General features: G+C 66.3%; 30 protein-coding genes. 28 read left to right on the top strand and 2 right to left on the bottom strand.

The features are described 5' to 3' along the window. Positions 1–13: 13 nt before the first annotated feature. Positions 14–535 carry a hypothetical protein gene (locus H5J25_RS18985; RefSeq protein ID WP_202096607.1) on the bottom strand — a complete coding sequence of 174 codons (522 nt, stop codon included), beginning with the start codon at positions 533–535 and terminating at the stop codon, positions 14–16. Between the two features lie 76 nt (positions 536–611). Between H5J25_RS18985 and H5J25_RS18980 the strand changes: the two genes are divergently transcribed. Next, the gene (locus tag H5J25_RS18980) at positions 612–1919 is read left to right on the top strand and encodes a hypothetical protein (RefSeq protein ID WP_202096606.1); all 1308 of its coding nucleotides are present in this window, start codon (positions 612–614) and stop codon (positions 1917–1919) included. Here H5J25_RS18980 and H5J25_RS18975 read toward each other — a convergent pair. After that, complete coding sequence (locus H5J25_RS18975) at positions 1894–2148, bottom strand: hypothetical protein (protein ID WP_202096605.1); 255 nt, start codon at positions 2146–2148, stop codon at positions 1894–1896. The two genes, H5J25_RS18980 and H5J25_RS18975, sit on opposite strands and share 26 nt — an antisense overlap. An 89-nt stretch (positions 2149–2237) precedes the next feature. Here H5J25_RS18975 and H5J25_RS18970 point away from each other — a divergent pair, with 89 nt between their 5' ends. From H5J25_RS18970 to H5J25_RS18845, 27 genes are all read left to right on the top strand, one after another. Beyond that, on the top strand, positions 2238–2879 hold the full coding sequence (locus H5J25_RS18970) for a DUF7007 domain-containing protein (RefSeq protein ID WP_202096604.1): 642 nt from the start codon (positions 2238–2240) through the stop codon (positions 2877–2879). A 71-nt stretch (positions 2880–2950) separates the two neighbouring features. Next, positions 2951–3529, top strand: coding sequence for a hypothetical protein (locus H5J25_RS18965; protein WP_202096603.1), 579 nt, complete (start codon positions 2951–2953; stop codon positions 3527–3529). A 24-nt stretch (positions 3530–3553) separates the two neighbouring features. Further along, positions 3554–5227, top strand: a complete 1674-nt coding sequence (locus H5J25_RS18960; RefSeq protein WP_202096602.1) for an ATP-binding protein — start codon at positions 3554–3556, stop codon at positions 5225–5227. Continuing rightward, on the top strand, positions 5224–6159 hold the full coding sequence (locus H5J25_RS18955; protein ID WP_202096601.1) for a hypothetical protein: 936 nt from the start codon (positions 5224–5226) through the stop codon (positions 6157–6159). Before H5J25_RS18960 ends, H5J25_RS18955 begins: the two co-directional genes overlap by 4 nt. Before the next feature lie 30 nt (positions 6160–6189). Then, the gene (locus tag H5J25_RS18950; RefSeq protein WP_202096600.1) at positions 6190–6549 is read left to right on the top strand and encodes a DUF3768 domain-containing protein; all 360 of its coding nucleotides are present in this window, start codon (positions 6190–6192) and stop codon (positions 6547–6549) included. After that, positions 6549–7604: a deazapurine DNA modification protein DpdA family protein gene (locus H5J25_RS18945; protein WP_202096599.1), complete on the top strand. Its 1056-nt coding sequence runs from the start codon at positions 6549–6551 to the stop codon at positions 7602–7604. The genes H5J25_RS18950 and H5J25_RS18945 overlap by 1 nt, the downstream gene beginning before the upstream one ends. A 68-nt stretch (positions 7605–7672) precedes the next feature. Next, positions 7673–9019, top strand: a complete 1347-nt coding sequence (locus tag H5J25_RS18940) for a DNA cytosine methyltransferase (RefSeq protein ID WP_202096598.1) — start codon at positions 7673–7675, stop codon at positions 9017–9019. A 98-nt stretch (positions 9020–9117) separates the two neighbouring features. Then, positions 9118–10074: a hypothetical protein gene (locus tag H5J25_RS18935; RefSeq protein WP_202096597.1), complete on the top strand. Its 957-nt coding sequence runs from the start codon at positions 9118–9120 to the stop codon at positions 10072–10074. Further along, positions 10062–10361, top strand: coding sequence for a hypothetical protein (locus H5J25_RS18930; protein WP_159513391.1), 300 nt, complete (start codon positions 10062–10064; stop codon positions 10359–10361). Before H5J25_RS18935 ends, H5J25_RS18930 begins: the two co-directional genes overlap by 13 nt. Beyond that, complete coding sequence (locus H5J25_RS18925) at positions 10355–11161, top strand: Mom family adenine methylcarbamoylation protein (protein WP_202096596.1); 807 nt, start codon at positions 10355–10357, stop codon at positions 11159–11161. The genes H5J25_RS18930 and H5J25_RS18925 overlap by 7 nt, the downstream gene beginning before the upstream one ends. A gap of 62 nt (positions 11162–11223) precedes the next feature. Beyond that, positions 11224–11514, top strand: a complete 291-nt coding sequence (locus H5J25_RS18920) for a hypothetical protein (protein ID WP_202096595.1) — start codon at positions 11224–11226, stop codon at positions 11512–11514. 52 nt (positions 11515–11566) lie between these two features. Then, complete coding sequence (locus tag H5J25_RS18915; protein WP_202096594.1) at positions 11567–11884, top strand: hypothetical protein; 318 nt, start codon at positions 11567–11569, stop codon at positions 11882–11884. A 99-nt stretch (positions 11885–11983) separates the two neighbouring features. Further along, a complete protein-coding gene (locus H5J25_RS18910) occupies positions 11984–12493 on the top strand; it encodes a hypothetical protein (RefSeq protein ID WP_202096593.1) in 510 nt (169 codons plus the stop codon). A 30-nt stretch (positions 12494–12523) separates the two neighbouring features. Continuing rightward, entirely contained in the window at positions 12524–13228 is a 705-nt protein-coding gene (locus tag H5J25_RS18905; RefSeq protein WP_202096592.1) for a hypothetical protein, read from the top strand. A gap of 196 nt (positions 13229–13424) precedes the next feature. Further along, the gene (locus tag H5J25_RS18900; protein ID WP_225883576.1) at positions 13425–14603 is read left to right on the top strand and encodes a hypothetical protein; all 1179 of its coding nucleotides are present in this window, start codon (positions 13425–13427) and stop codon (positions 14601–14603) included. Between the two features lie 133 nt (positions 14604–14736). Further along, complete coding sequence (locus H5J25_RS18895; protein ID WP_202096590.1) at positions 14737–15021, top strand: hypothetical protein; 285 nt, start codon at positions 14737–14739, stop codon at positions 15019–15021. 40 nt (positions 15022–15061) lie between these two features. Further along, positions 15062–15577 (top strand): hypothetical protein, encoded by a 516-nt coding sequence (locus H5J25_RS18890; protein ID WP_202096589.1) that lies wholly within the window; start codon positions 15062–15064, stop codon positions 15575–15577. A 26-nt stretch (positions 15578–15603) separates the two neighbouring features. Next, positions 15604–16191, top strand: a complete 588-nt coding sequence (locus H5J25_RS18885) for a hypothetical protein (RefSeq protein ID WP_202096588.1) — start codon at positions 15604–15606, stop codon at positions 16189–16191. 127 nt (positions 16192–16318) lie between these two features. After that, positions 16319–16792 (top strand): hypothetical protein, encoded by a 474-nt coding sequence (locus H5J25_RS18880; protein ID WP_202096587.1) that lies wholly within the window; start codon positions 16319–16321, stop codon positions 16790–16792. Between the two features lie 96 nt (positions 16793–16888). After that, on the top strand, positions 16889–17407 hold the full coding sequence (locus H5J25_RS18875; RefSeq protein WP_159513379.1) for a DUF736 domain-containing protein: 519 nt from the start codon (positions 16889–16891) through the stop codon (positions 17405–17407). A 274-nt stretch (positions 17408–17681) separates the two neighbouring features. Next, positions 17682–18122 (top strand): hypothetical protein, encoded by a 441-nt coding sequence (locus tag H5J25_RS18870; RefSeq protein WP_202096586.1) that lies wholly within the window; start codon positions 17682–17684, stop codon positions 18120–18122. Beyond that, a complete protein-coding gene (locus tag H5J25_RS18865; RefSeq protein WP_202096585.1) occupies positions 18119–18505 on the top strand; it encodes a hypothetical protein in 387 nt (128 codons plus the stop codon). The genes H5J25_RS18870 and H5J25_RS18865 overlap by 4 nt, the downstream gene beginning before the upstream one ends. After that, a complete protein-coding gene (locus H5J25_RS21235; RefSeq protein WP_263973988.1) occupies positions 18505–18636 on the top strand; it encodes a hypothetical protein in 132 nt (43 codons plus the stop codon). Before H5J25_RS18865 ends, H5J25_RS21235 begins: the two co-directional genes overlap by 1 nt. A gap of 47 nt (positions 18637–18683) precedes the next feature. Then, positions 18684–19001, top strand: a complete 318-nt coding sequence (locus H5J25_RS18860; protein WP_202096584.1) for a DUF7673 family protein — start codon at positions 18684–18686, stop codon at positions 18999–19001. A 446-nt stretch (positions 19002–19447) separates the two neighbouring features. Next, a complete protein-coding gene (locus H5J25_RS18855; protein WP_202096583.1) occupies positions 19448–19714 on the top strand; it encodes a hypothetical protein in 267 nt (88 codons plus the stop codon). A gap of 80 nt (positions 19715–19794) precedes the next feature. Then, the gene (locus H5J25_RS18850) at positions 19795–20094 is read left to right on the top strand and encodes a hypothetical protein (RefSeq protein WP_202096582.1); all 300 of its coding nucleotides are present in this window, start codon (positions 19795–19797) and stop codon (positions 20092–20094) included. 163 nt (positions 20095–20257) lie between these two features. Continuing rightward, positions 20258–20746 (top strand): DUF736 domain-containing protein, encoded by a 489-nt coding sequence (locus H5J25_RS18845; RefSeq protein ID WP_202096581.1) that lies wholly within the window; start codon positions 20258–20260, stop codon positions 20744–20746. Positions 20747–20750 lie beyond the last annotated feature (4 nt).

The raw sequence follows: 20750 nt of genomic DNA, 5'->3' as shown, positions 1-20750 counted from the left end.
CTTTCTTTTGCCGTCAGAGCGACAGCTTCGGGTCGACGACCCGATCGAAGGCCTCGTAATCCGGGCCGGGGTCGAACGACCACGACGGACCGATCTCGAAGTCGACGTCGAACCTCCCCACGGGACCGTCAGGCTCAGAGGCGACATAGGGCGACACCAGCGGCAGCATCGGACGCTTGCCGCGCAGCAACTCGCCGGCGAGCTTGCCACGCGCCTGTAGCACCCCTTCCAGCCACTGCAGATCGTCTAGGACCAGGACGATGCCCTTGCCCGCGAGCGCGTAGTAGATGCACCGCTGAAAGTCGTCGCAGTGGTTCGAAAGGATGGTGGTCAGCTTGCGCTTTCCGGCAGGCTCGCCCTCGTGGATCCACTCCACTGCCTCGCGCAACTCACGCACCGAGTAATAGGCGTCCTCCGGACCGAGACCGATACATGCGGCCGCGATCATCCGCCGAGTGGGCCGGATGCTCGGATCGCTGGACGCGTCCTTGAGGGTTAGATCGAGGTCGAAGGCTTCGATGCAATCGGTCTTCATGGCAGACTTCTCCTTGCGGGTGAACGTACCGTGAACAACGTGGACCTTGCAAGTATAATATCGTATAGAGTTCCCCATGTGGTTGGTCCCGCGCGATACCCGTGGACTGCAGCAACGCACGCCCGTTCCGGACGTCGTGCGCGAGGCCCTTGTTCGCTGGTACACCGGCGAGGGCGAGGACAGCGACCATCGTGCGTCGGTCATCATGGTTGTGAAGGCCCGGGACCATCACCAATGGATCGCCTGCAGCTGCCTCGGCGATACTGAACCGCCGCCCTTGCTGTCGCCCGCCTACCTGTCGGAGGCGGAGACCTACTATCTGCGCCGCTTGACCAGCGTCCGCCAGCGCCGTCCAGAACACGACCTCGACTGCCCGTTTTACCGGGAACAGGCACCGCCTCGCATCCGCGAAAAGGCCACGGCGACTCCGCGCACGATCAACGAGCCCGACGGCATGTTCTCCGCCCACCGGCTGGCGCCCGAGAAGCTCGCGCAACTGCCCGAGGAAACCGAGCCTGACGATCGGACCCGCGGTGTCGCCATTCCGCGTCTGGCGCGCCTGCTGTGGCTCTTGATGGAGATGGCTCACGTCAATGCCGTCGAGCCGCTCGAAGCCGGCGAGCCGCGTACCACGTCGATGGCGAGCGAGTTCGCCGCAATGCGTCGCGCAGCCGAGCGCGTCGAAATAGCGCCGGGTGTCCCGCTTGCCCGGCACTTCTACACGCACATCGACCCCTATGATCGGGGGATCGTCTTCGCCAAGCTGAGAGATGCGGCCAAGAAATGGCCCAGCGGCCACGCGCCGCAGGCGTTCCTGCTCCTCTACGCCGTCGATATATCGGGAACGACGATCACGCTCGCCGAAGGCCGCGAACTCGAGGTCAAGAACCGAATCCGCCATATCGGGATCCACCAGCGCCAGATCGGCGCTCCGTACCTCGTTCTGGCCGTGGTCGGCGAGCACAACCCGCGCGAGGGCTACGCCGCGCTGCGCGCCTACGCCCAGCCGATCGCACGCCCCTCAAACTTCGTCGCCATCCACAACGTCGCCGAGCGCCAGACGATCGTCGGCCTGCTCGACCTGCAATACCGGCTGCGACGCCGTGGCATCGGGGTCGGCTTCAAGCGGCTCCTCTTCGACGTCGCCACGCCTGCCGGCGACATGCGCCCGGACATGCTTCTCGATTTGCGCGATTTCACGACCGGCGAGGTGATGGAGGCCGTCCTGGAGATCGTCACAGCGAGTGATGCCGACAGCCTTGGGCTCAAACTTCGCCAAGTCGAGAAGCTGCGGAGCATCGCCCCCGTCGTGACCATCCATGGCGAGGACCTCGAGGCCGACGGCCTGGAGGCGGCGATCATGGATCAGCTTCGCATCGGATAGCATCCTCCGCCTTGCTGGGACTCGCGTCGAAGCAGCAGAAGCCATGTTCCCGGATGAGCGCGCGAGCCTCGGCCTCGTCTGCATGCTCCAGCGTCACCGGCCGGATCCTCACCCACGGCCCGTGTTCGCCCGGCAGCCCTTCGCCATCACGGTCGACGCTGAGCGCCATGATGGCAGACGAACCGGCGAACAGCCAGACGTTCATCGGATGCTCGGTCTTGTCGTTCATGGAGCCGCACAACGCGCCCGCGGCCCGATGTTTTCCTGAAGCTGGAAGGAGAGGAGGAGGGGTTCGTCGTTCCTTGAAGGAGACGACAGATGACCCGCTTCGCCGCCACTGCTGCGCCCCTCGACACCAAATGGGGAGCGTCCGTCACGACCAACCAGGTCCTGCCTGGGGTCTGGCACGTCACAACAGCCGATCATGGCGGCTACGTCCTCTCGGACGAGCGCCAGGCGGCAGTCCCCGAGGCGCTCCGCCGAGACGACCCTTTCTACGAAGAGGATGTCGACTGGGCGCTCGTCCTCCTCGCATTCGCGGCCGAGTTCCGCCGCCTGCCGACTGCCGGCATTGGACTGCAGGTCGAGAACGCACGGCGATCGGTCCGGGCCTGGCATCCCGACCGCTACGCCGCCTTCACAGGTGAGGAGGTTCCGCAGACGGAAAGCCACGTCCTGCGCCGCCGCGCCGCCTATCAGGCCGTGATCGGAGAATACGCCTCGACCAGCGCTTCCGGGGATTGGGCCGACTGGGTGCCCACGGGCATGGTGGGTGTCGTCTTCCGGCGAGTAGCGAGCGTCGATGCCCTCGGCTTCGCCCGCTATGCCGGCAACCCGATCTACGGGCTCGTGACCAAGGATCGGTACGCCGACCGGTCAGACGTCGAGACGTTTGACAGCCTTGGTGCGACGCAGGTCGAAAGCACCGCCCCGATCACCAAGGAAATCGCGGTCCTCTGACCGACAGCCGCTCGCGGTGCAAATGCACTGCGCCTTGCGCTCGCGCGCGTCCCCTCTGCGGAGTTCATGCCATGAGCCTCTATCTCTACCTCTTCCACGGCCGCGCCACGCCCGATCAGGACATGAGCAATTGGGGCGCTGCCGGTCCGACGATCGGCCCGCTTAGCTACGTCCACACTACCTATGGCAGCGAGGTGAAGATCCGCGGCTCGAAAGCGGTGCTGGAAAAGTTCTTCCCCCAGGCGGAAATCCATTTCCACGACGGGCTCGGCGAACATGCCATCCAACTCGCCGGCGATTGCTTGCCGCATGACGGCAAGTTCTATGGCGACTGGAGCGTCTGCACCGCCGATGCCATGGAACCCGTGAACCGGAACCCTGTCACGCCGATCTGTGACGTTTGCGGGAGCGCGGACCTGGTCAAGGACGCGGCCGCGGTCTGGGATCGCGACCGGCAGGAACGGTCGCTGCTGTCGACCTACGACTCCACCACCTGTCAACGCTGCGAACGCGAGGGCGATGCAATCGAACGATGGGTTCCCAACGCGGATGCGCCCCCGGCCGACGACCAGCAACCTGAACTCGATCTGGAACTGCCCGTCACGACCAAGGCCGAAGGGGAGGGGGAGCGGGAAGGCGGGCGTGGATGATCACGCCAGCTTCAGGAGCCTGCCATGATCCCCGCCATGATCGCGACGGCCGTCGCGCCCGAGACCATCACCAAGGTCACTCGGCTGTTCAACAACACCGCCTATGACGTCGTCTGCGAGCTGTTCCAGAACGCACGCAGGGCCGGCGCGACCCTGGTCGCTGTGACCGTCATCACGGCAAGCGACGCCACCTACCTGCAAGTCGTCGACGACGGCCATGGAATCGCAGATCCCGCGTCGATCGTCACCCTCGGCCGATCCGGATGGTCGGATGACACGCGCCGCGCCGAGGACCCGGCCGGAATGGGCGTCTTCAGCCTCGCCGGCAGAGACGTGATCATCCGCTCTTATTCCCAGCCTGACCGCCAAGGCTGGATGGCCCACATCCCGGCGATGGCCTGGGAGACGAGCCGGCCGATCGCGATCTCCTCCGACCCGATCCCTTACGGGACATCGATCACCGTCCGCATGCCCGAGGCATGGGTGAAGACGATCGAGAGCGACGTCGCCAAGGCGTCCCGCCATTTTCCCGTCGCCGTGACCCTGAACGATACCGCTCAGGAACAGAACGACTGGCTGGCCGATGCCGTCCACGTCGAAACCGGGAACGGCACCCGCATCGGGATCTTCAACGTCGCCACCAACCACCACTCGGTGACGGACCCGAACCTCAACTTCCATGGGGTGACCATACCCTGCAGGCTGCCGCACCTGCACGAAGTCGACCGGGGCGGCCGCTGGATCGCCCGCGTCGACATCGTCAACGCTCCCGGCATCCAGCTGGTGCTCCCCGCTCGCAAGGAAGTCGTCGAGAACGACGGGATCGCAGCGCTCCGACTTGCGGTGCATTGCGCTTTGTACCGCGCGATTGCGGCCAGAGGATGCCACCGCCTGGCATTCGACCAATGGTGTGAGGCCCGCGACCTCGGGATCGTGCTCCCGGAGGCGGAGCCGTACCTGTTCGCCTGGGTAGCACCGGCTGCGGACACCTCGCGCAATTACGAGACCGGCGAACGGAAGGCCGGAGCGTCGATGGTGCTGATGCCCGACTTCGACGCGCTGATCGCCCAGCCCGCCGAACGCGCGATCACCGCCCACAACCCGTTCGGGGGCCCGCTGGTCGAGGCTAAGGACGCCTTCGCCGGCTATGGCTGGTACGACACCCTGGCGCGCATCGAGACGCTGGCCTTCGACATCGTACAGGGTGAACACCGCTTCACCGTATCCGACACGATCGAGCCGCCGTGCGAGGCCGAAAACGGCTGGGCGGACTCGATCACCCTCAACGCCACCCTCTCGCACGCTGGCGCGTCAGTCGAGGTCGCGTGCGATGCCGACGTCGCGTTCGGGACCAGCTCGGAGTTCTACTACCCCGCCCTGGACACCGCGGTGTTCGTCCGCCGCGGTTGCGACGTTTCGGCGCTCGACGTCGCCGACCTGCTGGAAAGCGCCGCTTTCTCGGCGAACGAGGACAGCGACGCCGACAGCTACGACACCCAGCAGGAACGCTTCCAGCGCGACGCCGCGCAGCGCATGGTTCGGCTGCTTGAGGGTCAGGATGCCGCGCTCGAACGACGCCTCCGCGACCTCCTCTCGGGCTATTCGCTCCTGGTTCCGGACGATCGCGCCGTCACGATAACCGTCACCAGCGGCGAATTGACTATCGCGATCACGCCCATCCTGGCAGACGCATCGTGATCCCGCCGCCGCCCGTCGTGCTCGCCTACGGGATCGGGGTCGATAGCACCGCACTGCTGATCGAGAAGCACGCCCGGGGCGAAGCGCCGGACCTGTGCCTGAGCGCGGACACCGGCGTCGAGAAGCCGGCGACCTACGCCTATCTCGACGTGATCCGGCCGTGGATGCGCGACCGCGGCATCCCGTTCGAGCTCGTTTCCTACACCCCGAAGCGGTTCAAGCACTGGCCCCCGTATTACGGGATCCTCGAGATGTGCCTGACCAACGCGACGCTCCCGAGCAAGTCACTGGGCGGGTCGAGCTGCAGCCTCAAATACAAGAAAGCGCCGCAGGACGCCTACCTGGCCAAGTGGAAGCCAGCGATCGAGGCATGGGAGCGCGGCCAACGGGTCGTGCGCCTGATCGGGTACGATGCCGGCCCGCGCGATACCAAGCGCGCCAACCACGCGCTCTCAATCGACGACCCTCGTTATGATTGCCAGTCTCCGTTGCGCGAATGGGGCTGGGACCGCGGTGCCTGCATTCGCCGGATCGAGGCCGAGGGCCTTCCCGTTCCGCCAAAATCGGCGTGCTGGGTGTGCATCGCCAATTCGCCCCAGGAGATCCGCGAGCTGCCAACATGGTGCCTCCGCCTGATCGTTCTGGTCGAGGCCCGAGCGGCACCGCGGCTCCACACGGTCGAGGGACTCTGGCGACGCAGTACCCGCGCACGCCCCGGGTCGATGACGATGTTCATCCGCCAAGAGCGTCTCCTGCCTGCCGACGAAGTCGATCGCATCGTCCGCGACGCGCCGACCGAGCTGATCCGATTCCAGGACGTCGCAGGTGCCATCCCGATCGGCGAACGGCCGACACTCGCCAGCTGGCTGGACCGCTTCCACGCCGCCTTCCCCGATCAAGGCCGCAGCGCACCGCACGCGCTCGCCGCCTGACCACGAACCCTCAGGCGAAAGGACATCGCCATGATCGATACCGTGACCAGCACCCGCAGCGAAGCCATCGGCCGCTTGAATGATCGTTGCCGCCAAGGGCTCGACCGGACAGCGCGCGTCACCGTGACGCGCGCCTGCCTGGCAGCCCTTTCGACCGACAGCGTGGCGTCCCAAGCAATCGCACAGGCGCGACTCCTGCAGGAGCTACGACGCTATAAGTTTGCCGAAGGCGACACGTTACGCGAGCGCGGCGAGTTCACCGTCGACGACACTCAGGTCTATTTCACGATCGACTATTACGATCAGGCTTTCGAATGGGGCTCCGAGGATCCCGCCGACGCCAGCATCACGCGTCGCGTGCTCACCATGATGTTGCGGGAAGACCTGTGATGGGCGCGGTCGCCAACCCCTGCGCGACCATCACACCGTCTGGCATCGAGATCATCGTCGGACTGCCGCACCTCGCGAGAGGAGCGCTCCTCGAGCGGGCCGTCGCACTGCGCGCGCCGGTTCTGATCTCGGCCAACTGCCTGTCGAGGTGGCGCAAGGCCGATGGCTGGCGCGACTGGACAGGCTGGCGGACCAGCACGCTGGCGAACGTGGCCGACCTGGCCAGCATCGACCTCGATTCCGCCGGCTACACAATGACCGTGGCGTACAACGGTATGCCATGGTCGATCGACGACTACATGGCGCTCGCAGCGTCCTACCCCTTCCGCCGCGTCGCCAGCGCCGACTATTGCTGCGAGGTCGAATGCGCCCACGACCGGGAGGAAGTCCGCGACAGGATCTCCCGGACGATCGCGACAAACCGCGAGTGCCACGCGCGAGCCGTTGACCTTGGCATCCGCGAAAGGTTCATGCCGGTCCTGCAGGGCCGCACCCCGGATGACTACCTGCGGTGCCTCGACAAGCTCGACGATCTGATCCTCCCCGGCACCGTGGTCGGCATCGGCAGCATGTGCCGCCGTCCGATCCACGGACCGGAGGGCCTGATCGCGATTGTCGAGCGGCTCAGCCGCGACTTCCCCATCGGCGCCAGGCTGCACGCCTTCGGCGTGAAGGGCGACGCCCTCCCGTACCTCGCCCCCTTCGCACACTGGGTCGCCTCCATCGATTCCCAAGCTTACGGGATCGCAGCACGCCACGACGCCCATCGGCGTGGCGTCCGAAAGACAGACTTCCTCGTCGCCGACCATCTGGAGCGCTGGTATCGCCAGCAATGCGCCCGCACGGCCTCTCCCTCGCGGCTCCTGCCCGAGGCCGATGAGGCGGTTCCGCCATCGCCGGGCCCGGTCGACCCATGGGAAGACGCGATCACGCTCGCCCGCCAGCAGATCCGCGACCTGATCGAGAGCGGCGACCTCGACCACGACGAAATCACCGCCGGATGGGTCGAGGCATGGGCGGCCGATCTCTTCAACGAGCGCCGCGAAGCGGCCTGAGAGGGAAGGGGGATCGAGGAGGTGAGCGGCGCGGGCGACCTGCGCCCAGACAACCATCCGGAGGCCCCATGCTTCAGTCTACCATCACCCGAGTTTACCGCCACGGGCACCTCTTTGCGGGCATCGGTGCCGGCGCGAAGGGCTTCAACCAGGCCCGCCCGCGCGTGGGCAACATGGTCGCGCGCTGGGAGTGCGCCGGGGGAATCGACGTCGATCCCGGCGCCATCCGCAACTTCGAGCGGCTCACCGGCGTGCCCGGCACGGTCATGGACCTCTTCAGCCGCGACCAGTATCGCGCCTTCCACGGACGCGAACCCGACTGGGACTGGCGCGAGGCCGTCCCCGCAGACATCCGCGCCGCCCTGGGCGCGCTCACCTGCATGCTGCTCAGCCCGCCCTGCAAGGGCTTCAGCGGTCTGCTGTCACAGGCCAAGAGCCTGACGGACAAGTACCAGGCGCTGAACGCACTCACGCTACGCGGCATCTGGCTCACCCTCGAGGCCTACAAGGACGATCCGATCCGGATCATTCTCATCGAGAACGTCCCCCGGATCCAGACCCGAGGCCGCTGGCTTCTCGACCAGATCATCGCGCTGCTTCGTGCCTATGGCTACTCGGTAAACGAGGATCGCCATGATTGCGGCGAGCTCGGCCACCTTGCGCAGAGCCGCAAGCGCTTCATCCTCATCGCGCGCCACGCCGAACGCGTGCCTCCCTTCATCTACCAGCCGCGTAAATACCCGCTGCGGGGCGTGGGCGAGGTCATCGGCCAAATGCCGCTGCCCGGAGATCCGCTTGCAGGGCCGATGCACCGGGTGCCGTCGCTCCAGTGGCAGACCTGGGTGAGGCTCGCGTTTGTCGAGGCCGGATCGGACTGGCGATCGCTCAACAAGCTCGCGGTCGAGAACGGCTTGCTGCGCGATTATGGGATACGCCCCGAGGTGCCGCTACGCGACAACGCCTACGGAGTCTGTCGCTGGGAAGACCGCAGCCCGCTGGTCACCAGCGCCCGCGCGCCGGGCCAGGGTCGTTACTCGGTCGCCGATCCCCGTGCCTTCTGCTCGCGCAACGGGAGCGGGTATCTCGGGGTGCGCCACTGGATCGAGCATGTCGGCGTGGTCAGCAGCCGTGGCGGCCCGACCAACGGCAGCTTCTCGGTCGCAGATCCCCGGCCGGGCTACCGCTCAGGAACCCACACCAACCTCCTGTCGGTCGCGCCCTATGACGCAGCGGCCCGGGTTGTGAGCGGAGCCGCTCACGTCGCCGGGGAGCGCTCAGCGTGGCAGACCCGTGCATCCGCGCCCGAGGCCGAAGCGCCGCCGCTACCGCCGGCATCTCGGACCTCACCTTCACGATTGCCGATCCGACGCCCGCCTATGGGCCCGCTACCCATCGGCATGTTCTCGGTGTGGTAAGCTGGGCCGCTGCAACCGGAGTGGTGACCGGATCTCCGAAGCCCACCACCGGCGCTCACTCTGTCGCCGATCCTCGCATCGATGGTCACCCCGCAAGCGTGCAGCTCGGCGTCCGCACCTGGGATCGACCCGCCGGCGTTGTCACCGCCAACATGTGGGTCGGGTCGGGGCCAAACGCCGTCTCCGACCCCCGAGCCCACCGCTCCCCCACAGCCGCGACGTTCCGTATCGTCGCGATCACCGACCAGGCCGGCGCCGTAGATGACCCGCGCGCGCGAGCAGGCCGCCACACCAACGGCAAATACCGGGTCTGCCCTTATGACAGCCCGGCGAACGCGGTGATTGGGGCGTCGACCACCGGCATGGGTGCCTTCGTCGTTGCCGACCCGATCTACCGGGCCGGCGAGATGGGCCAGTACGCGAACAAGGTGCGCGTGGTGCCGGCGACCGCCGCCGCGCCTACCGTCACCGGCTCCGACCGTGTCGGCTCGGGAGCGCTGTCGGTTGCCGACCCGAGGCCGAGGGGACTGGCCCGCGGCGACCGGCAGAACTACCTCTCGCAGAGCCACTACGGGATCGTTGGCTGGACTCAGCACACCAAGGCGATCCCCGGCCACGCCAAGGACAACAACGGCAGCTGGTCGATCGCCGACCCTCGCGAAGCCGAAGCGCCATCTCAGAGCTACCCCAAGGCGCTCCCTGCAAAAGACGATCGCCTGGTCGCGCGCATCGTCGCGCTCGACGGTACATGGCACCGCCCGTTCACCTCGGCCGAACTCCTCGTCATCCAGGGGATTCTCGATCCCACCGAATATGTCGACCTGATCGGCACGTCCGACGCCGAAAAGCGCGAATGGGTCGGAAACGCCATCCCGCCGCCCGCGTCCTGCAGCATTGCCACGACCGTCGGCGAAACGCTGCTCCTTGCGGACTCCGGTGAGCGGTTCACGCTTTCGCCTCGCGAGATCTGGGTGAAGCCCGGCGCGCTGGCCCTCACTATCGACAACCGCCAGGCGGCGTTCGATCTCGACGGGATCGACACATGGTTCATGTGATCGATCGCTCGGCACGCGCCGACGTCCGCAATCCGATCCTCAGCCTGCCGGCGATCGCCGCGCTTCGCGATCTCGAACCGGCCGCCCAGGAGGCGCTCCGCCTCGTGCTGCTCGACCTGCAGCTGGACGCGCGTCAACGTGCCGAGAAAAGCTGGCGGACGCACAAGCCGCCACTCGCAGCCTATTGGTCGGCCGTCGGAGTCTATGCAGGCCACATCGCCCGGTGTCTCAACCGTCCCCGCCCACGAACGAGGCCGCAGACGCGACGGTGCGACCCGTCATGCTGACCGACCGAACCCAGCGCTGGCGGGACCGGCGCAACCTGTTCGTCTCCGGCGACACCATGATCGACCCAAGCCGCTACGCCGTCGACATCGTCGACCACACGACCGCGCGCGCCTTCATCTCCGACCACCACTATCTTCCGCGCTACCCCGCGGCACAGGTCGCCGTAGGGCTGTTCGGCCCAGGCGCAGCCGGAAGGCCTGCTCTATCTGGGCTTATCGTCTTCGGGGTGCCGGCGACAGGAGCCGTGATCACCCGCCACACCGGGTTCAGAGATCCTGCCCAGGGCTGCGTCCTGCAGCGGCTGTTATGCCTGCCCAGCGTCGCGGCGAACGGCGAAAGCTTCTTCGCCTCACGAGCCTTCCGTCTCCTGCGCCTCATGCGACCCCGGATCGAAGCCGTCGTCAGCTTTTCGGACCCAGCCTTCGGCCATTGTGGCGGCGTCTATGCCGCCCTGTCAGGGGCCTATCGCGGGCGAACGAGGCCGCGGCAGGTGCTCCGCATCGCCGGGGAGACCATCTCGGACCGGACGCTGTCCAAGATCCGCAACCTGGAAAGCGGCCATGCCGGCGCGATTGACCAGCTTGTCCGCCTCGGAGCGCCGCGCCCGAGGCCGATGGAGCATCCCCGCGCTTGGCTAGATCGATGCCGCGAGGCGCATATCCTGACCAGCGCCCGCCAGAGCCCGCTCTTCACCTACTGTTTCGAGCTCACCCGTAAAGCACGCCGCACTGGCGGAGCGCTGCCCAGACTGGCTTATCCGATCCGCTCCGACGTCCTGCGGGAGCAGCTAGGAGCCTGACCCGTCGTGCCGACGGGTAGGAGAGGGGGAGGAGAGCTCGTGTCCATTGGAGGAGACGAGCCATGCGTATCGAACAGGCCATTGCCATCGCCAAGCACGACGAACACCGGTTGGTCCGCTTCATGGAGCGGCGCAGCCGGTTCCTTGACGGACTGGACTGGGATGCACTCCCCGAGCAGACCGCGCGCGAGGCCTCGATGCTGGACGATCTCCTGGACGCCGACCTCGCGGAGTCTGCATCTTACGTCACGTGGCTGGAAGGATGCGTCGCGATGGGCGTCGAAGACATCGTCGGTGTGGTCCGGTTCGAGCCCGGGCCTCGGCCGTGGCAATTGGCCTGGGTAACCCTCTGACCGTATCAACGAACTGGACGACGCAGTTATCGCCCGAGCGGGAGTGACTTTCATGAGCAGACACGTCTTCACCGGCCTTCAAGGCGAGAACACCGTCGCCATCGGATGGGATCGACCCCTGGACACCTTCTTCGTCCAGGTCATGCGACCCGACCCGGAGATGGCCGGCGAGGACGAGATCCTCTTCTGGAGGGGCACCGACCTCCGCGAGCTGCCGACCGCAGCCGACGCGATCGCGGCCGCCCGCCCTTGGGCGAGCCTGCCGGCAGAACTGGGAGCGACCCTCGAGACCGATCGGATGAAGACACTCGGCAGGTCCGACGGCGAGCACCAGGCCGAGGTCAAGCGCCGACTGTTCCCCAAGGGGTAGAACGAGGCCGACGCACCGCAGACGCACCGCCTGGACGGGGAGCGGGCGAAGGAGAGGGGAAGGGATCGAGCGGTCCAAGCGGGACCGCTGGAGATCCCCATGCCCTACTTCGTCGACATTGGCGGCACACCCGCCAACGAACCATGCGCGCAGCTCGGCCAGACGCCGAACTTCGAAACCCTCAACAAGCTCGAAGTGCTCGCGTACAAATACGCGATAATCGCCCGCTACGGCGCTCCGCCTCCTGGCTGCCGGCTGACCGGCCTGTCGAACAATCATGACTTCGGTCGCTATGTCTCGCTGGTCCTCCACGTCGAGAACGAGTTGGATGAAGCCGTCCGCGAATATGCGGTAGCCGTCGAAGAAGGGCTGGGCACCTGGCTCGAAGCCGGGTTTCGCGCGCCCGTCGACTACGACGACACCACCCCCACCATGGTCCGGAGCAACCCTGTCGAGATCCTGATCAGCGCCTTTCACGTTACCCGGCCGGGGCCGGACGGACGATTCCCGATCCCCGATTTCGAAGCCCTGCACAGCAATCTCGCCGCTGCCTTCCCCGACGAGGCGGCGATCGCAGCTGCGCGACTGACCGAGGCCGCGAACGCCTGACAGCAACCCCCGACATCATCGGAGAGCACCATGTCCAACAGCTTCACCAAGGCGGCATTCGCCCTGCTCATGTCCCGCGAGGACGCCGCGCTTCTGCGCGAGGCGGAAAAGGCCGTCGACCTCCTCGACACCAACGGAGAGGACGCCGACCTCGCGGCCGCGTATGAAACACTCGACGAACGCTTCCGCACCGTCTTCCCGCCGAAGGGCGATAGCCGGTTCGAAGGCTTCCTCGAGCTTTTTGACGATCGCAACTTCCCGTACCTCGACGCCCATATCGACATCGAGGACGCCGAGACCGCTGACCATGTCCGCGTAACCTTCAGCGGCGATCAATTCGGCATCGATCAAGTCGCCAACCTCATTTTCCGGGCCTGCAAGTCTGCGCTGCCCTGCGGGTTCTCCTGGTCCTACGACTGCGACCGGCTTCGGGTCGGCGAGTTCGGGGGCGGCTGCGTCATCATCACCGCGGCCGGCATCCAGTGGCACAGCACCCAGTCGATCCTTGAACACGCCTTCAAGCGGATCGAGGCCGGTCCACACGAGGGCGTGGACGGCTTCGTCCTGGCGACACGGGATCGGGAGCACGGACTATCCTTCTGGAACAACACCGATGGGTTCGGCTCACTCGCGACCGCGACCGTGTTCTCGGAAGCCGACGCCGCCGCGCTCGATAAGCCGATCGCCAACGACGAGCCCGAATGGCTCGCCGTGCCGACGCCGCTCAACCTTTAATCCGGTAATGGCGCCCGGACCGCGAGAAGCGGGCGCTCCGCCACCATCCGCGAGGCCGCCCATGTCTCAGGACTTCGACCCGACCGACCCCAGCACCTGGCGAGGCAGGGGCAGATCCGCAGAACACGCCGAAGCGATCGCCGCCGCATGGCGGAGCTTCCCCGACCTGCCCGCAGACGCACCGCTCGCAGAGCGCATGAACCGAGGCCGCGAACGCATCGCCGCGATGCGCCCGATCAACGACGCGATCCGGGACGCTGCCGAAAGGGAGCGCCAAGCGACCAACTTCGCCTTCACCGAAGATCAGGTCCGCCACGGCAAGGGCAACGACCGCGACATCGCGGTCCTGCGCGGCCGCAGCCAATACGGCTATAGCTGGGACGTCGCCAACCGGTACGCCGATGGCTGGTATGCCGCCCACGTCGGTTGGTTCCATCACTATCCCGACGGCATCCCCTCGACCGAGCCGATCGCCGTCCGACGCAGAGCATATGATCAGGGCTTCACCGATGGTGGGGGTGACCGGACGGACCTGTTCGACGCCGCGCGTCGCACCAACCTCGCCTTGCTTCGAGAGAGCAACTTCCCGCCCGCGGCCCCGTCGATATCACCCCAAGGTCGGCCATTGCCGAGCACATGGCCGAAGCCGAGCGACGAACCACGCCCAACACGCTGGTCGCGCCGCCTCGTGATCCTCGACGAGGCCGACACGATCGGCGAAGCCGGTGCAGCCTGGAACTTCCTGGACATGATCCATGCCCGGCCGGGCGCCGAGACGGCGACCATCATTATCCTCGCCAATTGCGGCTTCATGCTCGCCGAGACCGAACGCCGATCGGACCTGCACGAGCCGGAGGCTGCCCTCGACGTCGTGGGAGCCGGACGACAACTCCGCGAAGCTCTTGCTGGCCGCGAGTTCGACGACATCCTGATAGCGCTTCAGCAGGGCTCCCTCGACCTTCTCGACCAGGTGGCCGACGCCCTCCCGCTCTGCCGGACCATGGAGAGGACCCGCAACACGCGGCTCCAGCAGCGCGCACACCTGCGGACATGGCTCGATCGAGGCCATGGAGCCGATGCGAACATGGCAGCAGGACATATCCGTTGGAGCAAGGTCATCCAAGGGCTGCGAGGAAGTCTCGGCGAGTTCACCGCGAGGCACGTCGGACCGGCCCCGGGCGGGGGTCACCTGATCCGGGTCGAAACCGCTGCCGGTCTTCTCGCGACGGGATACGCCAGCGCCGACGGCTCGCCTCTCTGCCCGGAGATCGTCGTCTCGAGCAAGGCTCGCCTACGCTCGACTATTGCAACGACCCTTCGGATTTTCGGCGCTGCCACGGCATTGATGGGCACGCTCGATCTGCAGGCCGCATAGCGGCTTCGTACCACCCGCAATGCACTTGCAGTGCAATGCGCGGTACAGTGCATGATACGCCCAAGGCCGATGGGGAGGGGGAGCGGGAGAAGCGATACCGGCTGCTCTGGCCGGAGGAATCGAGGAGCCTCCCATGCGAACGATCCTGGCCTTCTACGACACCGACCGGGAATATGGCGGCCCCGAGGAGGGCGGCTGGTGGTACGATACCGGCACGTTCGTGCGCGTGATCGGGCTCTACTTCGACGAGGCCGAGGCAATCCGTTCGCAGCAGCGCGCCAATCGCCTTCTCGAGCGCCTGCAGCGCCACCGCACGCCGGTTTCGTCGGTGACCTACACGGGCGGTCGCCACCGCGCGCTGGCCTTCACCGGCCTGCCGCCGGCGAGCTTTCCGGAGGTCCGGCCGACCTACTCATGACGCGCTGGCGTCGCCCACATCTGAATCGAAAGGAACGGTCATGCACCGCGTCCACCACTTCCGCACGAGCATGCTCGCCTACAATGCCTGCTTCGACGACCCGCATGTTCGCGAAGGCGACATCCTCGTGGTCGCCCCGGAACGGGTCGTAGGCATCGCCTCCGACGACCCGATCGCCATCACAACCGCGCACGGCGAGCTGAAGCCGATCCCCGCGCTGACGCGCGAGGGGTTGCTTGCGGAGCTCGCACATGACGCCGGCCAGATAAGCCACGCCGTGAAGGAAGCTCTTCGCTTCCAATTCGACGTGGCGCCCCATTTCCTGAACTTCGCCGGTCCGACCCACACGCTGTTCGCTTCGGAGACGATTGTCGTCCTGACCTTCGACGATCTCCTCGTGACGTCCGATGCCATCGATCACCGGATCACGGCGCTGCAACAGCGTCTCGACACGGCCGAACCCGGAAGCTCCATGGCCTTGTTCACCCAGCACGCGATCGTGCGCCTGCGCGCCGCCCGCGAGAAGCTGGCCAGCTACGCGCTTGGCCGGGGCTGATCACCGGTTACGGCTGGAAGGGACCCATGCCCTACAACCCCATCGTCGCGAACATTTCGGAAGCCGAGTTCGGCGAGCTCATGGCCATCGTTCGCTCCACCCCCGAGGCGGCACGCCCGCTCACCGAAGACGATCACTGGCGCCGCGACTACCAGCGCGAACAGGCGTCCATCCGTATCACGGGATTCCAGGCGGACCTCTTCGGCGCGCCGACCGTAACGCACTACCACCGACATGCGCCAGGACCGAAGGTGGGCCGCGAACCCGAGCCGATCGCCGTAAAGCTGGAACGCATCAAAGGCGACCCGCACGCCACCTTCGGCCCTCCTCGCGCCGACCGCCCAGCCTTCCTGTCCCACGAAGAGCGCGGCGCGATCATACGCGCCGCCGCGAACTGGCTCCGGGTACGACAGCGCGTCCGCATTGTGGATGCGCCCGGCGCCGTTGACTCTCAGTTCGGCCCGGAGCGGTTCCTTGGGCGGACCGGCGTCGTCTGGCGCCTCTGCAGCAGCAGCTTCGCGGACCGATGTTACGTCTTCCTCGACCCCGTTGGAGGCGAGCGCACCCAGAAGATCGAGATGGTCGAGCTACGCGACATCGAACCGATCGCCTGACGGCGCTCACCTCCCGGTGCCATGTCTCGATCTTTGAACACCACACTGCGACGCCGCGTGATCATCCGCGTGCCGCTTTGCCCCAACCCCACCGCGATGCGGCCAAGACGACGGAGCGATTTCAGCCATGTCAGACGAAATCCACGCCGCCGAGCCCACCGCAGCACTGCTACTGGCCAACGCTCGCGGCTTCCTACGGGCACCATTTCATAGCCCCGATCGGGACGTTTCTGATGAACACCTCCATATGGTCGCGATATCTGTCGAGTTGGCGCTAAAAGCGGCGCTGATCGCCGCTGGCGTTAGCGACCGCTGGAACCGCGACTACATCGGTCACGATCTGGCAAAGGCCGCAGATCATGCAGCCGATTACGGCTTTGCCGTGCGAAAACGGGTGCGTGCTCTGATCGGCATCATCCACCCCCACTTCATGAATGGCGGGTTCCATCACAGCCGTCGACACGACTGGCCAAAACTCGCCCGCTATGCGCGCACCATAGCGGCTAGGCTGATTGACGACGTAGACCGAGCAATCGGCAACGGTCTGACCCGCCCTAATCGCCCATCGCCGCGCGAAGAGCGCGCCGATGATGGGCGCTGACGCGCCCTGCTCGGCCCTGAAAGGGGCCGAGGAGAGGAGTGGGATGGAGAAAGGTGTCCAGGACAAGGGGTCCAGAGACGCACAGGAGACGTCGTCATGAACATCGGTTCGATCAAGCAGAACGCGGCTGGCATCTACATGGGCCGGGTTTCGACCCTGGCGGTTGCGATGACCATCGCGCTGAAGCCGGTGCAGTCCACCAACCCGCGCGCACCGCGCTACGAGATCCACGCGCTGACCGCCAACAAGACCTGGGTGCAGGTCGGCGCGCTGTTCGAGCTGGTCTCGAACAACACCGGCGAGGCGTTCCTCAACGGCCGCATCGACGACCCGTCGCTGCCCGCGCCGCTGCAGATCTCGGCCTTCCGGCAGGAGGACGAGTCCTACAACCTGGTGTGGCAGCGCGCGCAGAAGCGCCGCGACGTGGGCACCGCGCTCGGCGTCAAGGCGAGCGAGGACGATCTCGCCCCGCCGTTCGGCGCCGACGGCAGCCCCGCCGCAGGCGATCTCGCCGGTGCCGGTGCGGGTGCCGAAGACGGCCTGGGTGAAACCACCGCTCCATTCGACGCCCCGCCTGCCCGCGGCCGTCGTCGCCGTGAACCGGTCGACGCCTAACAAGTTCGGCCGGCGCGCTAGCGCCGGCCCCGCTTCACCGGTGCGCTACTCCCCCGCGACCGGGCAGGCTCATGGGTAACAGCCTCCGCCCATGTGCCATCCTGGGGCGACGCTGACGCGTCGTCCCTTTTTTGCAGAAACGGCTTGCAGCCCCCGACATGCCCCGCAAGACTCGGAGATAAAAGAGAAGGGGGTACGCGGTATGACGTGCTGGCAAGGGGACGATCAGTTCGCGCCCGGGACCAGTTCGCCACTTCCCGCTGGAGATAATCCCATGGGCGACCGCGTCTCCGTATCGATAACCATAGGCGGGCACCTGCCCGCCAAACTTGTCGACGACTTCGTTTCCGTGCTGCAGGTCGAACGTCTCTCCACGGAGTGGGGCGGCGAACTCTTTGATCATAATCAGTTCCCAAAAGACGAACCGCTTCGACTGTTCGCTCAGGAAGTTCTCAACGGAGAGGTTGTCGACGTCGAGGACTTCTGCTGCGCAAATGACCTGCCCTACATTCGCTGGTCAGGCGCATCAGCATCCTTCGGTGCAGAAGTCGTCGTGTGGACCGGACAGGGTGAGCGGCACAGTTTTACCGCAGACGACAACCAAAACGTCGTGCTCGGCGCCGATGAGGCCCGCGAACTCGGAAGCTATGAGGCGATCCTCGAGCACTTTCGTAACGGCGCTTACGAACCGCCGGCCTTCTTGGTCGTGTCATGAGCGGCCATACCCACTCCGGCGTCGATGCCATCTGTCGCGTGATCAATTCGTCTAGGGAGCGGATGGCACTCACGGAGGGCGACGACTTGGACGTCGACACCGTCATCTGCCTGCTCCACGACTACGGTTCCACCGCAAGCCTGATTGCAGATCTTCCGCTTCCTGCCGATGATCAGGGCCTTCGCAGCATCGGCGCCACAGGCACCGTCCTTATGCAACTGTCCGAGACGCTTTCATCGCTGATCGCCCGAGAGCGCACCCGCGACGCTGACGCCGCCGCCCAACTCGCCGCCCGTCAGCGGAGCAATCGCAACGTCCTCGCCTCGCTGCTGGGCCTCTCGGTCTTGTTGAACGCCATGCTGGCGTTCGTCGCGCTCCGCTGATGGCGATGATCGACTTCGAGGATCGGGCTCCAGCCCGGCCGCTCTCTTGGGGCGAAAAGCTCCTCGCTACGATCGTCACCGTCCTGTCAGTCTACGGCGTCGCCGCAACCGCCTGGTCGCTGCTGACCTGAACCCCCACACCGGACGCACGCCGTCCGGTTATCCAAAGGATCACGCCATGGCGGCTCCCGCCTCTCGACCGGCTATCCGCGCCGTCTCTTTCGACGACGCCGGCGAAGCCCTCACCCGCCTGCTGGTTGTCGCCGGCAGCGACACCGGCCAAGCCGGTCGCGCCGCGGACTTCCTGCTCGCCTGGTGGAACGGCGCCGACAATGGCCACTTTCCGATCCTCCACTTGTGCAACTCCGACGCCACCATCGCCGAGGACATGATCATCGTCATGGCATACCTTGCTCAGGAGCCAACCGTGTACCCCGACGCCTGGGGCTATCGCGATGCGATGGTCGAGCTGGTCGAACGCTGGCGCTCAACCTGACCCAGCAAGGGAGGGTGACGCATCCCGCCTATGGCGGGCCCGGGCTCTACTCGGCTCCGCCTCCCGGAGCCCCGCAGGCGGGTCTCCGCCCTTCGGGTAACGATCCCTTGCGGGCGCCGTCCGTCTCCGTTCGACCATCCTCGCCGTGCCTGTCGGCACGACATCGGGGTCTCACTCCGGCCGGACGGCGTCGGGGCAATGCTTCTCTCTCATGTCGTCCAAGTCTGGCATGCGGGGTTGGCGGGTCGTCAAGGACGAGCGGTGCCCCCAATTTCCACGACCCCGGCACTCCGCTGCGCTCCGCTCTGGTGCCGAGAAAATCGGCTCCCCCACTCGCGAGCGTTAACCGGGGTCCACGCCTTCGGCGCGGCTTCCCGGTTAACGTCCCTGACGACCCTGACCGCCGCATGCCGAGACGGAACCGCCATCGAGCAATGGAGGTTGAAATGGCGAACTTTCAAATCACTTTCTTCCGCACCGCGCTGAAGGCGGGTATAGATCCCCGCGAGGCTCAGGAGCTGACCGAAACCACGGAGGACTTCATCGTGAGGACCGTCGACACCGCAAACCGCGACTTGGTGGCGCAGCTCAAGACCATGAACGGCAAGCTCGATAACATCGACGGCAAGTTCGAGAACAAGGTCACGCTCACGCGTGTCCAGCTGGCCGCGGTGCTGGTCATCGGAGCCCTCGGGGAGCCTTCGGGCCAATGATCACGAAGCTGATCGGCCTCGGCTGATACGGAAGGGGGCTTCGGCCCCTTTTTTTGATCGCTCGCTTCGAGGGGATCGCCATGCAACGCTTCCACTCCCGCGATCTGCTCCTCGCCGGTCCGGTCCTTGCCGCCAGCCTCTTCTATGTGCTCGCCTACCTGAGCTGGGACGACTTTCCGATCGGACCGAACCCGCAGGATTACATGATCGCCGCAGGCACGGTCGCCCTGCTGCCGCGATCGACGCAGCTCGTGCGGGAAGACCCGCCCTCGTGCGCGACGACGGGGACGACGAAACCATTGAGATCCGAGACGCTTAGGTGCCGGACACGGCTCGCTACGCCTCGCCCGCGCTCCGGACGACACTGGCAGCGCCCCTGAAGCTTCCCGGGCCGTCTCCTGCGGTCGCCCATCGCCGCGCGAAGAGCGCGCCGATGATGGGCGCTGACGCGCCCTGCTCGGCCCTGAAAGGGGCCGAGGAGAGGAGTGGGATGGAGAAAGGTGTCCAGGACAAGGGGTCCAGAGACGCACAGGAGACGTCGTCATGAACATCGGTTCGATCAAGCAGAACGCGGCTGGCATCTACATGGGCCGGGTTTCGACCCTGGCGGTTGCGATGACCATCGCGCTGAAGCCGGTGCAGTCCACCAACCCGCGCGCACCGCGCTACGAGATCCACGCGCTGACCGCCAACAAGACCTGGGTGCAGGTCGGCGCGCTGTTCGAGCTGGTCTCGAACAACACCGGCGAGGCGTTCCTCAACGGCCGCATCGACGACCCGTCGCTGCCCGCGCCGCTGCAGATCTCGGCCTTCCGGCAGGAGGACGAGTCCTACAACCTGGTGTGGCAGCGCGCGCAGAAGCGCCGCGACGTGGGCACCGCGCTCGGCGTCAAAGCAAGCGAGGACGATCTCGCCCCGCCGTTCGGCGCAGACGGCAGCCCGGCCGCAGGCGATTTCGCCGGTGCCGGCGCGGGTGCCGGACCGGATGACGGCCTCGGCATGAGCACCGCTCCGATCGAGCCGGTCGCCTAAGGCG

It is taken from the genome of Sphingomonas aliaeris, from assembly GCF_016743815.1.
Taxonomy (GTDB): domain Bacteria; phylum Pseudomonadota; class Alphaproteobacteria; order Sphingomonadales; family Sphingomonadaceae; genus Sphingomonas; species Sphingomonas aliaeris.
Note: the sequence above shows the minus strand (reverse complement) of the source record. Positions and strands in the feature narration are given on the sequence as shown.

Excerpts from the sequence above, each read along its gene's own strand:
- H5J25_RS18985 (WP_202096607.1), bottom strand. The coding sequence starts at position 535 with ATGAAGACCGATTGCATCGAAGCCTTCGACCTCGATCTAACCCTCAAG.
- H5J25_RS18980 (WP_202096606.1), top strand. The coding sequence starts at position 612 with ATGTGGTTGGTCCCGCGCGATACCCGTGGACTGCAGCAACGCACGCCC.
- H5J25_RS18975 (WP_202096605.1), bottom strand. The coding sequence starts at position 2,148 with ATGAACGACAAGACCGAGCATCCGATGAACGTCTGGCTGTTCGCCGGT.
- H5J25_RS18970 (WP_202096604.1), top strand. The coding sequence starts at position 2,238 with ATGACCCGCTTCGCCGCCACTGCTGCGCCCCTCGACACCAAATGGGGA.
- H5J25_RS18965 (WP_202096603.1), top strand. The coding sequence starts at position 2,951 with ATGAGCCTCTATCTCTACCTCTTCCACGGCCGCGCCACGCCCGATCAG.
- H5J25_RS18960 (WP_202096602.1), top strand. The coding sequence starts at position 3,554 with ATGATCCCCGCCATGATCGCGACGGCCGTCGCGCCCGAGACCATCACC.
- H5J25_RS18950 (WP_202096600.1), top strand. The coding sequence starts at position 6,190 with ATGATCGATACCGTGACCAGCACCCGCAGCGAAGCCATCGGCCGCTTG.
- H5J25_RS18945 (WP_202096599.1), top strand. The coding sequence starts at position 6,549 with ATGGGCGCGGTCGCCAACCCCTGCGCGACCATCACACCGTCTGGCATC.
- H5J25_RS18940 (WP_202096598.1), top strand. The coding sequence starts at position 7,673 with ATGCTTCAGTCTACCATCACCCGAGTTTACCGCCACGGGCACCTCTTT.
- H5J25_RS18930 (WP_159513391.1), top strand. The coding sequence starts at position 10,062 with ATGGTTCATGTGATCGATCGCTCGGCACGCGCCGACGTCCGCAATCCG.
- H5J25_RS18925 (WP_202096596.1), top strand. The coding sequence starts at position 10,355 with ATGCTGACCGACCGAACCCAGCGCTGGCGGGACCGGCGCAACCTGTTC.
- H5J25_RS18920 (WP_202096595.1), top strand. The coding sequence starts at position 11,224 with ATGCGTATCGAACAGGCCATTGCCATCGCCAAGCACGACGAACACCGG.
- H5J25_RS18915 (WP_202096594.1), top strand. The coding sequence starts at position 11,567 with ATGAGCAGACACGTCTTCACCGGCCTTCAAGGCGAGAACACCGTCGCC.
- H5J25_RS18910 (WP_202096593.1), top strand. The coding sequence starts at position 11,984 with ATGCCCTACTTCGTCGACATTGGCGGCACACCCGCCAACGAACCATGC.
- H5J25_RS18905 (WP_202096592.1), top strand. The coding sequence starts at position 12,524 with ATGTCCAACAGCTTCACCAAGGCGGCATTCGCCCTGCTCATGTCCCGC.
- H5J25_RS18900 (WP_225883576.1), top strand. The coding sequence starts at position 13,425 with ATGAACCGAGGCCGCGAACGCATCGCCGCGATGCGCCCGATCAACGAC.
- H5J25_RS18895 (WP_202096590.1), top strand. The coding sequence starts at position 14,737 with ATGCGAACGATCCTGGCCTTCTACGACACCGACCGGGAATATGGCGGC.
- H5J25_RS18890 (WP_202096589.1), top strand. The coding sequence starts at position 15,062 with ATGCACCGCGTCCACCACTTCCGCACGAGCATGCTCGCCTACAATGCC.
- H5J25_RS18885 (WP_202096588.1), top strand. The coding sequence starts at position 15,604 with ATGCCCTACAACCCCATCGTCGCGAACATTTCGGAAGCCGAGTTCGGC.
- H5J25_RS18880 (WP_202096587.1), top strand. The coding sequence starts at position 16,319 with ATGTCAGACGAAATCCACGCCGCCGAGCCCACCGCAGCACTGCTACTG.
- H5J25_RS18875 (WP_159513379.1), top strand. The coding sequence starts at position 16,889 with ATGAACATCGGTTCGATCAAGCAGAACGCGGCTGGCATCTACATGGGC.
- H5J25_RS18870 (WP_202096586.1), top strand. The coding sequence starts at position 17,682 with ATGGGCGACCGCGTCTCCGTATCGATAACCATAGGCGGGCACCTGCCC.
- H5J25_RS18865 (WP_202096585.1), top strand. The coding sequence starts at position 18,119 with ATGAGCGGCCATACCCACTCCGGCGTCGATGCCATCTGTCGCGTGATC.
- H5J25_RS21235 (WP_263973988.1), top strand. The coding sequence starts at position 18,505 with ATGGCGATGATCGACTTCGAGGATCGGGCTCCAGCCCGGCCGCTCTCT.
- H5J25_RS18860 (WP_202096584.1), top strand. The coding sequence starts at position 18,684 with ATGGCGGCTCCCGCCTCTCGACCGGCTATCCGCGCCGTCTCTTTCGAC.
- H5J25_RS18855 (WP_202096583.1), top strand. The coding sequence starts at position 19,448 with ATGGCGAACTTTCAAATCACTTTCTTCCGCACCGCGCTGAAGGCGGGT.
- H5J25_RS18850 (WP_202096582.1), top strand. The coding sequence starts at position 19,795 with ATGCAACGCTTCCACTCCCGCGATCTGCTCCTCGCCGGTCCGGTCCTT.
- H5J25_RS18845 (WP_202096581.1), top strand. The coding sequence starts at position 20,258 with ATGAACATCGGTTCGATCAAGCAGAACGCGGCTGGCATCTACATGGGC.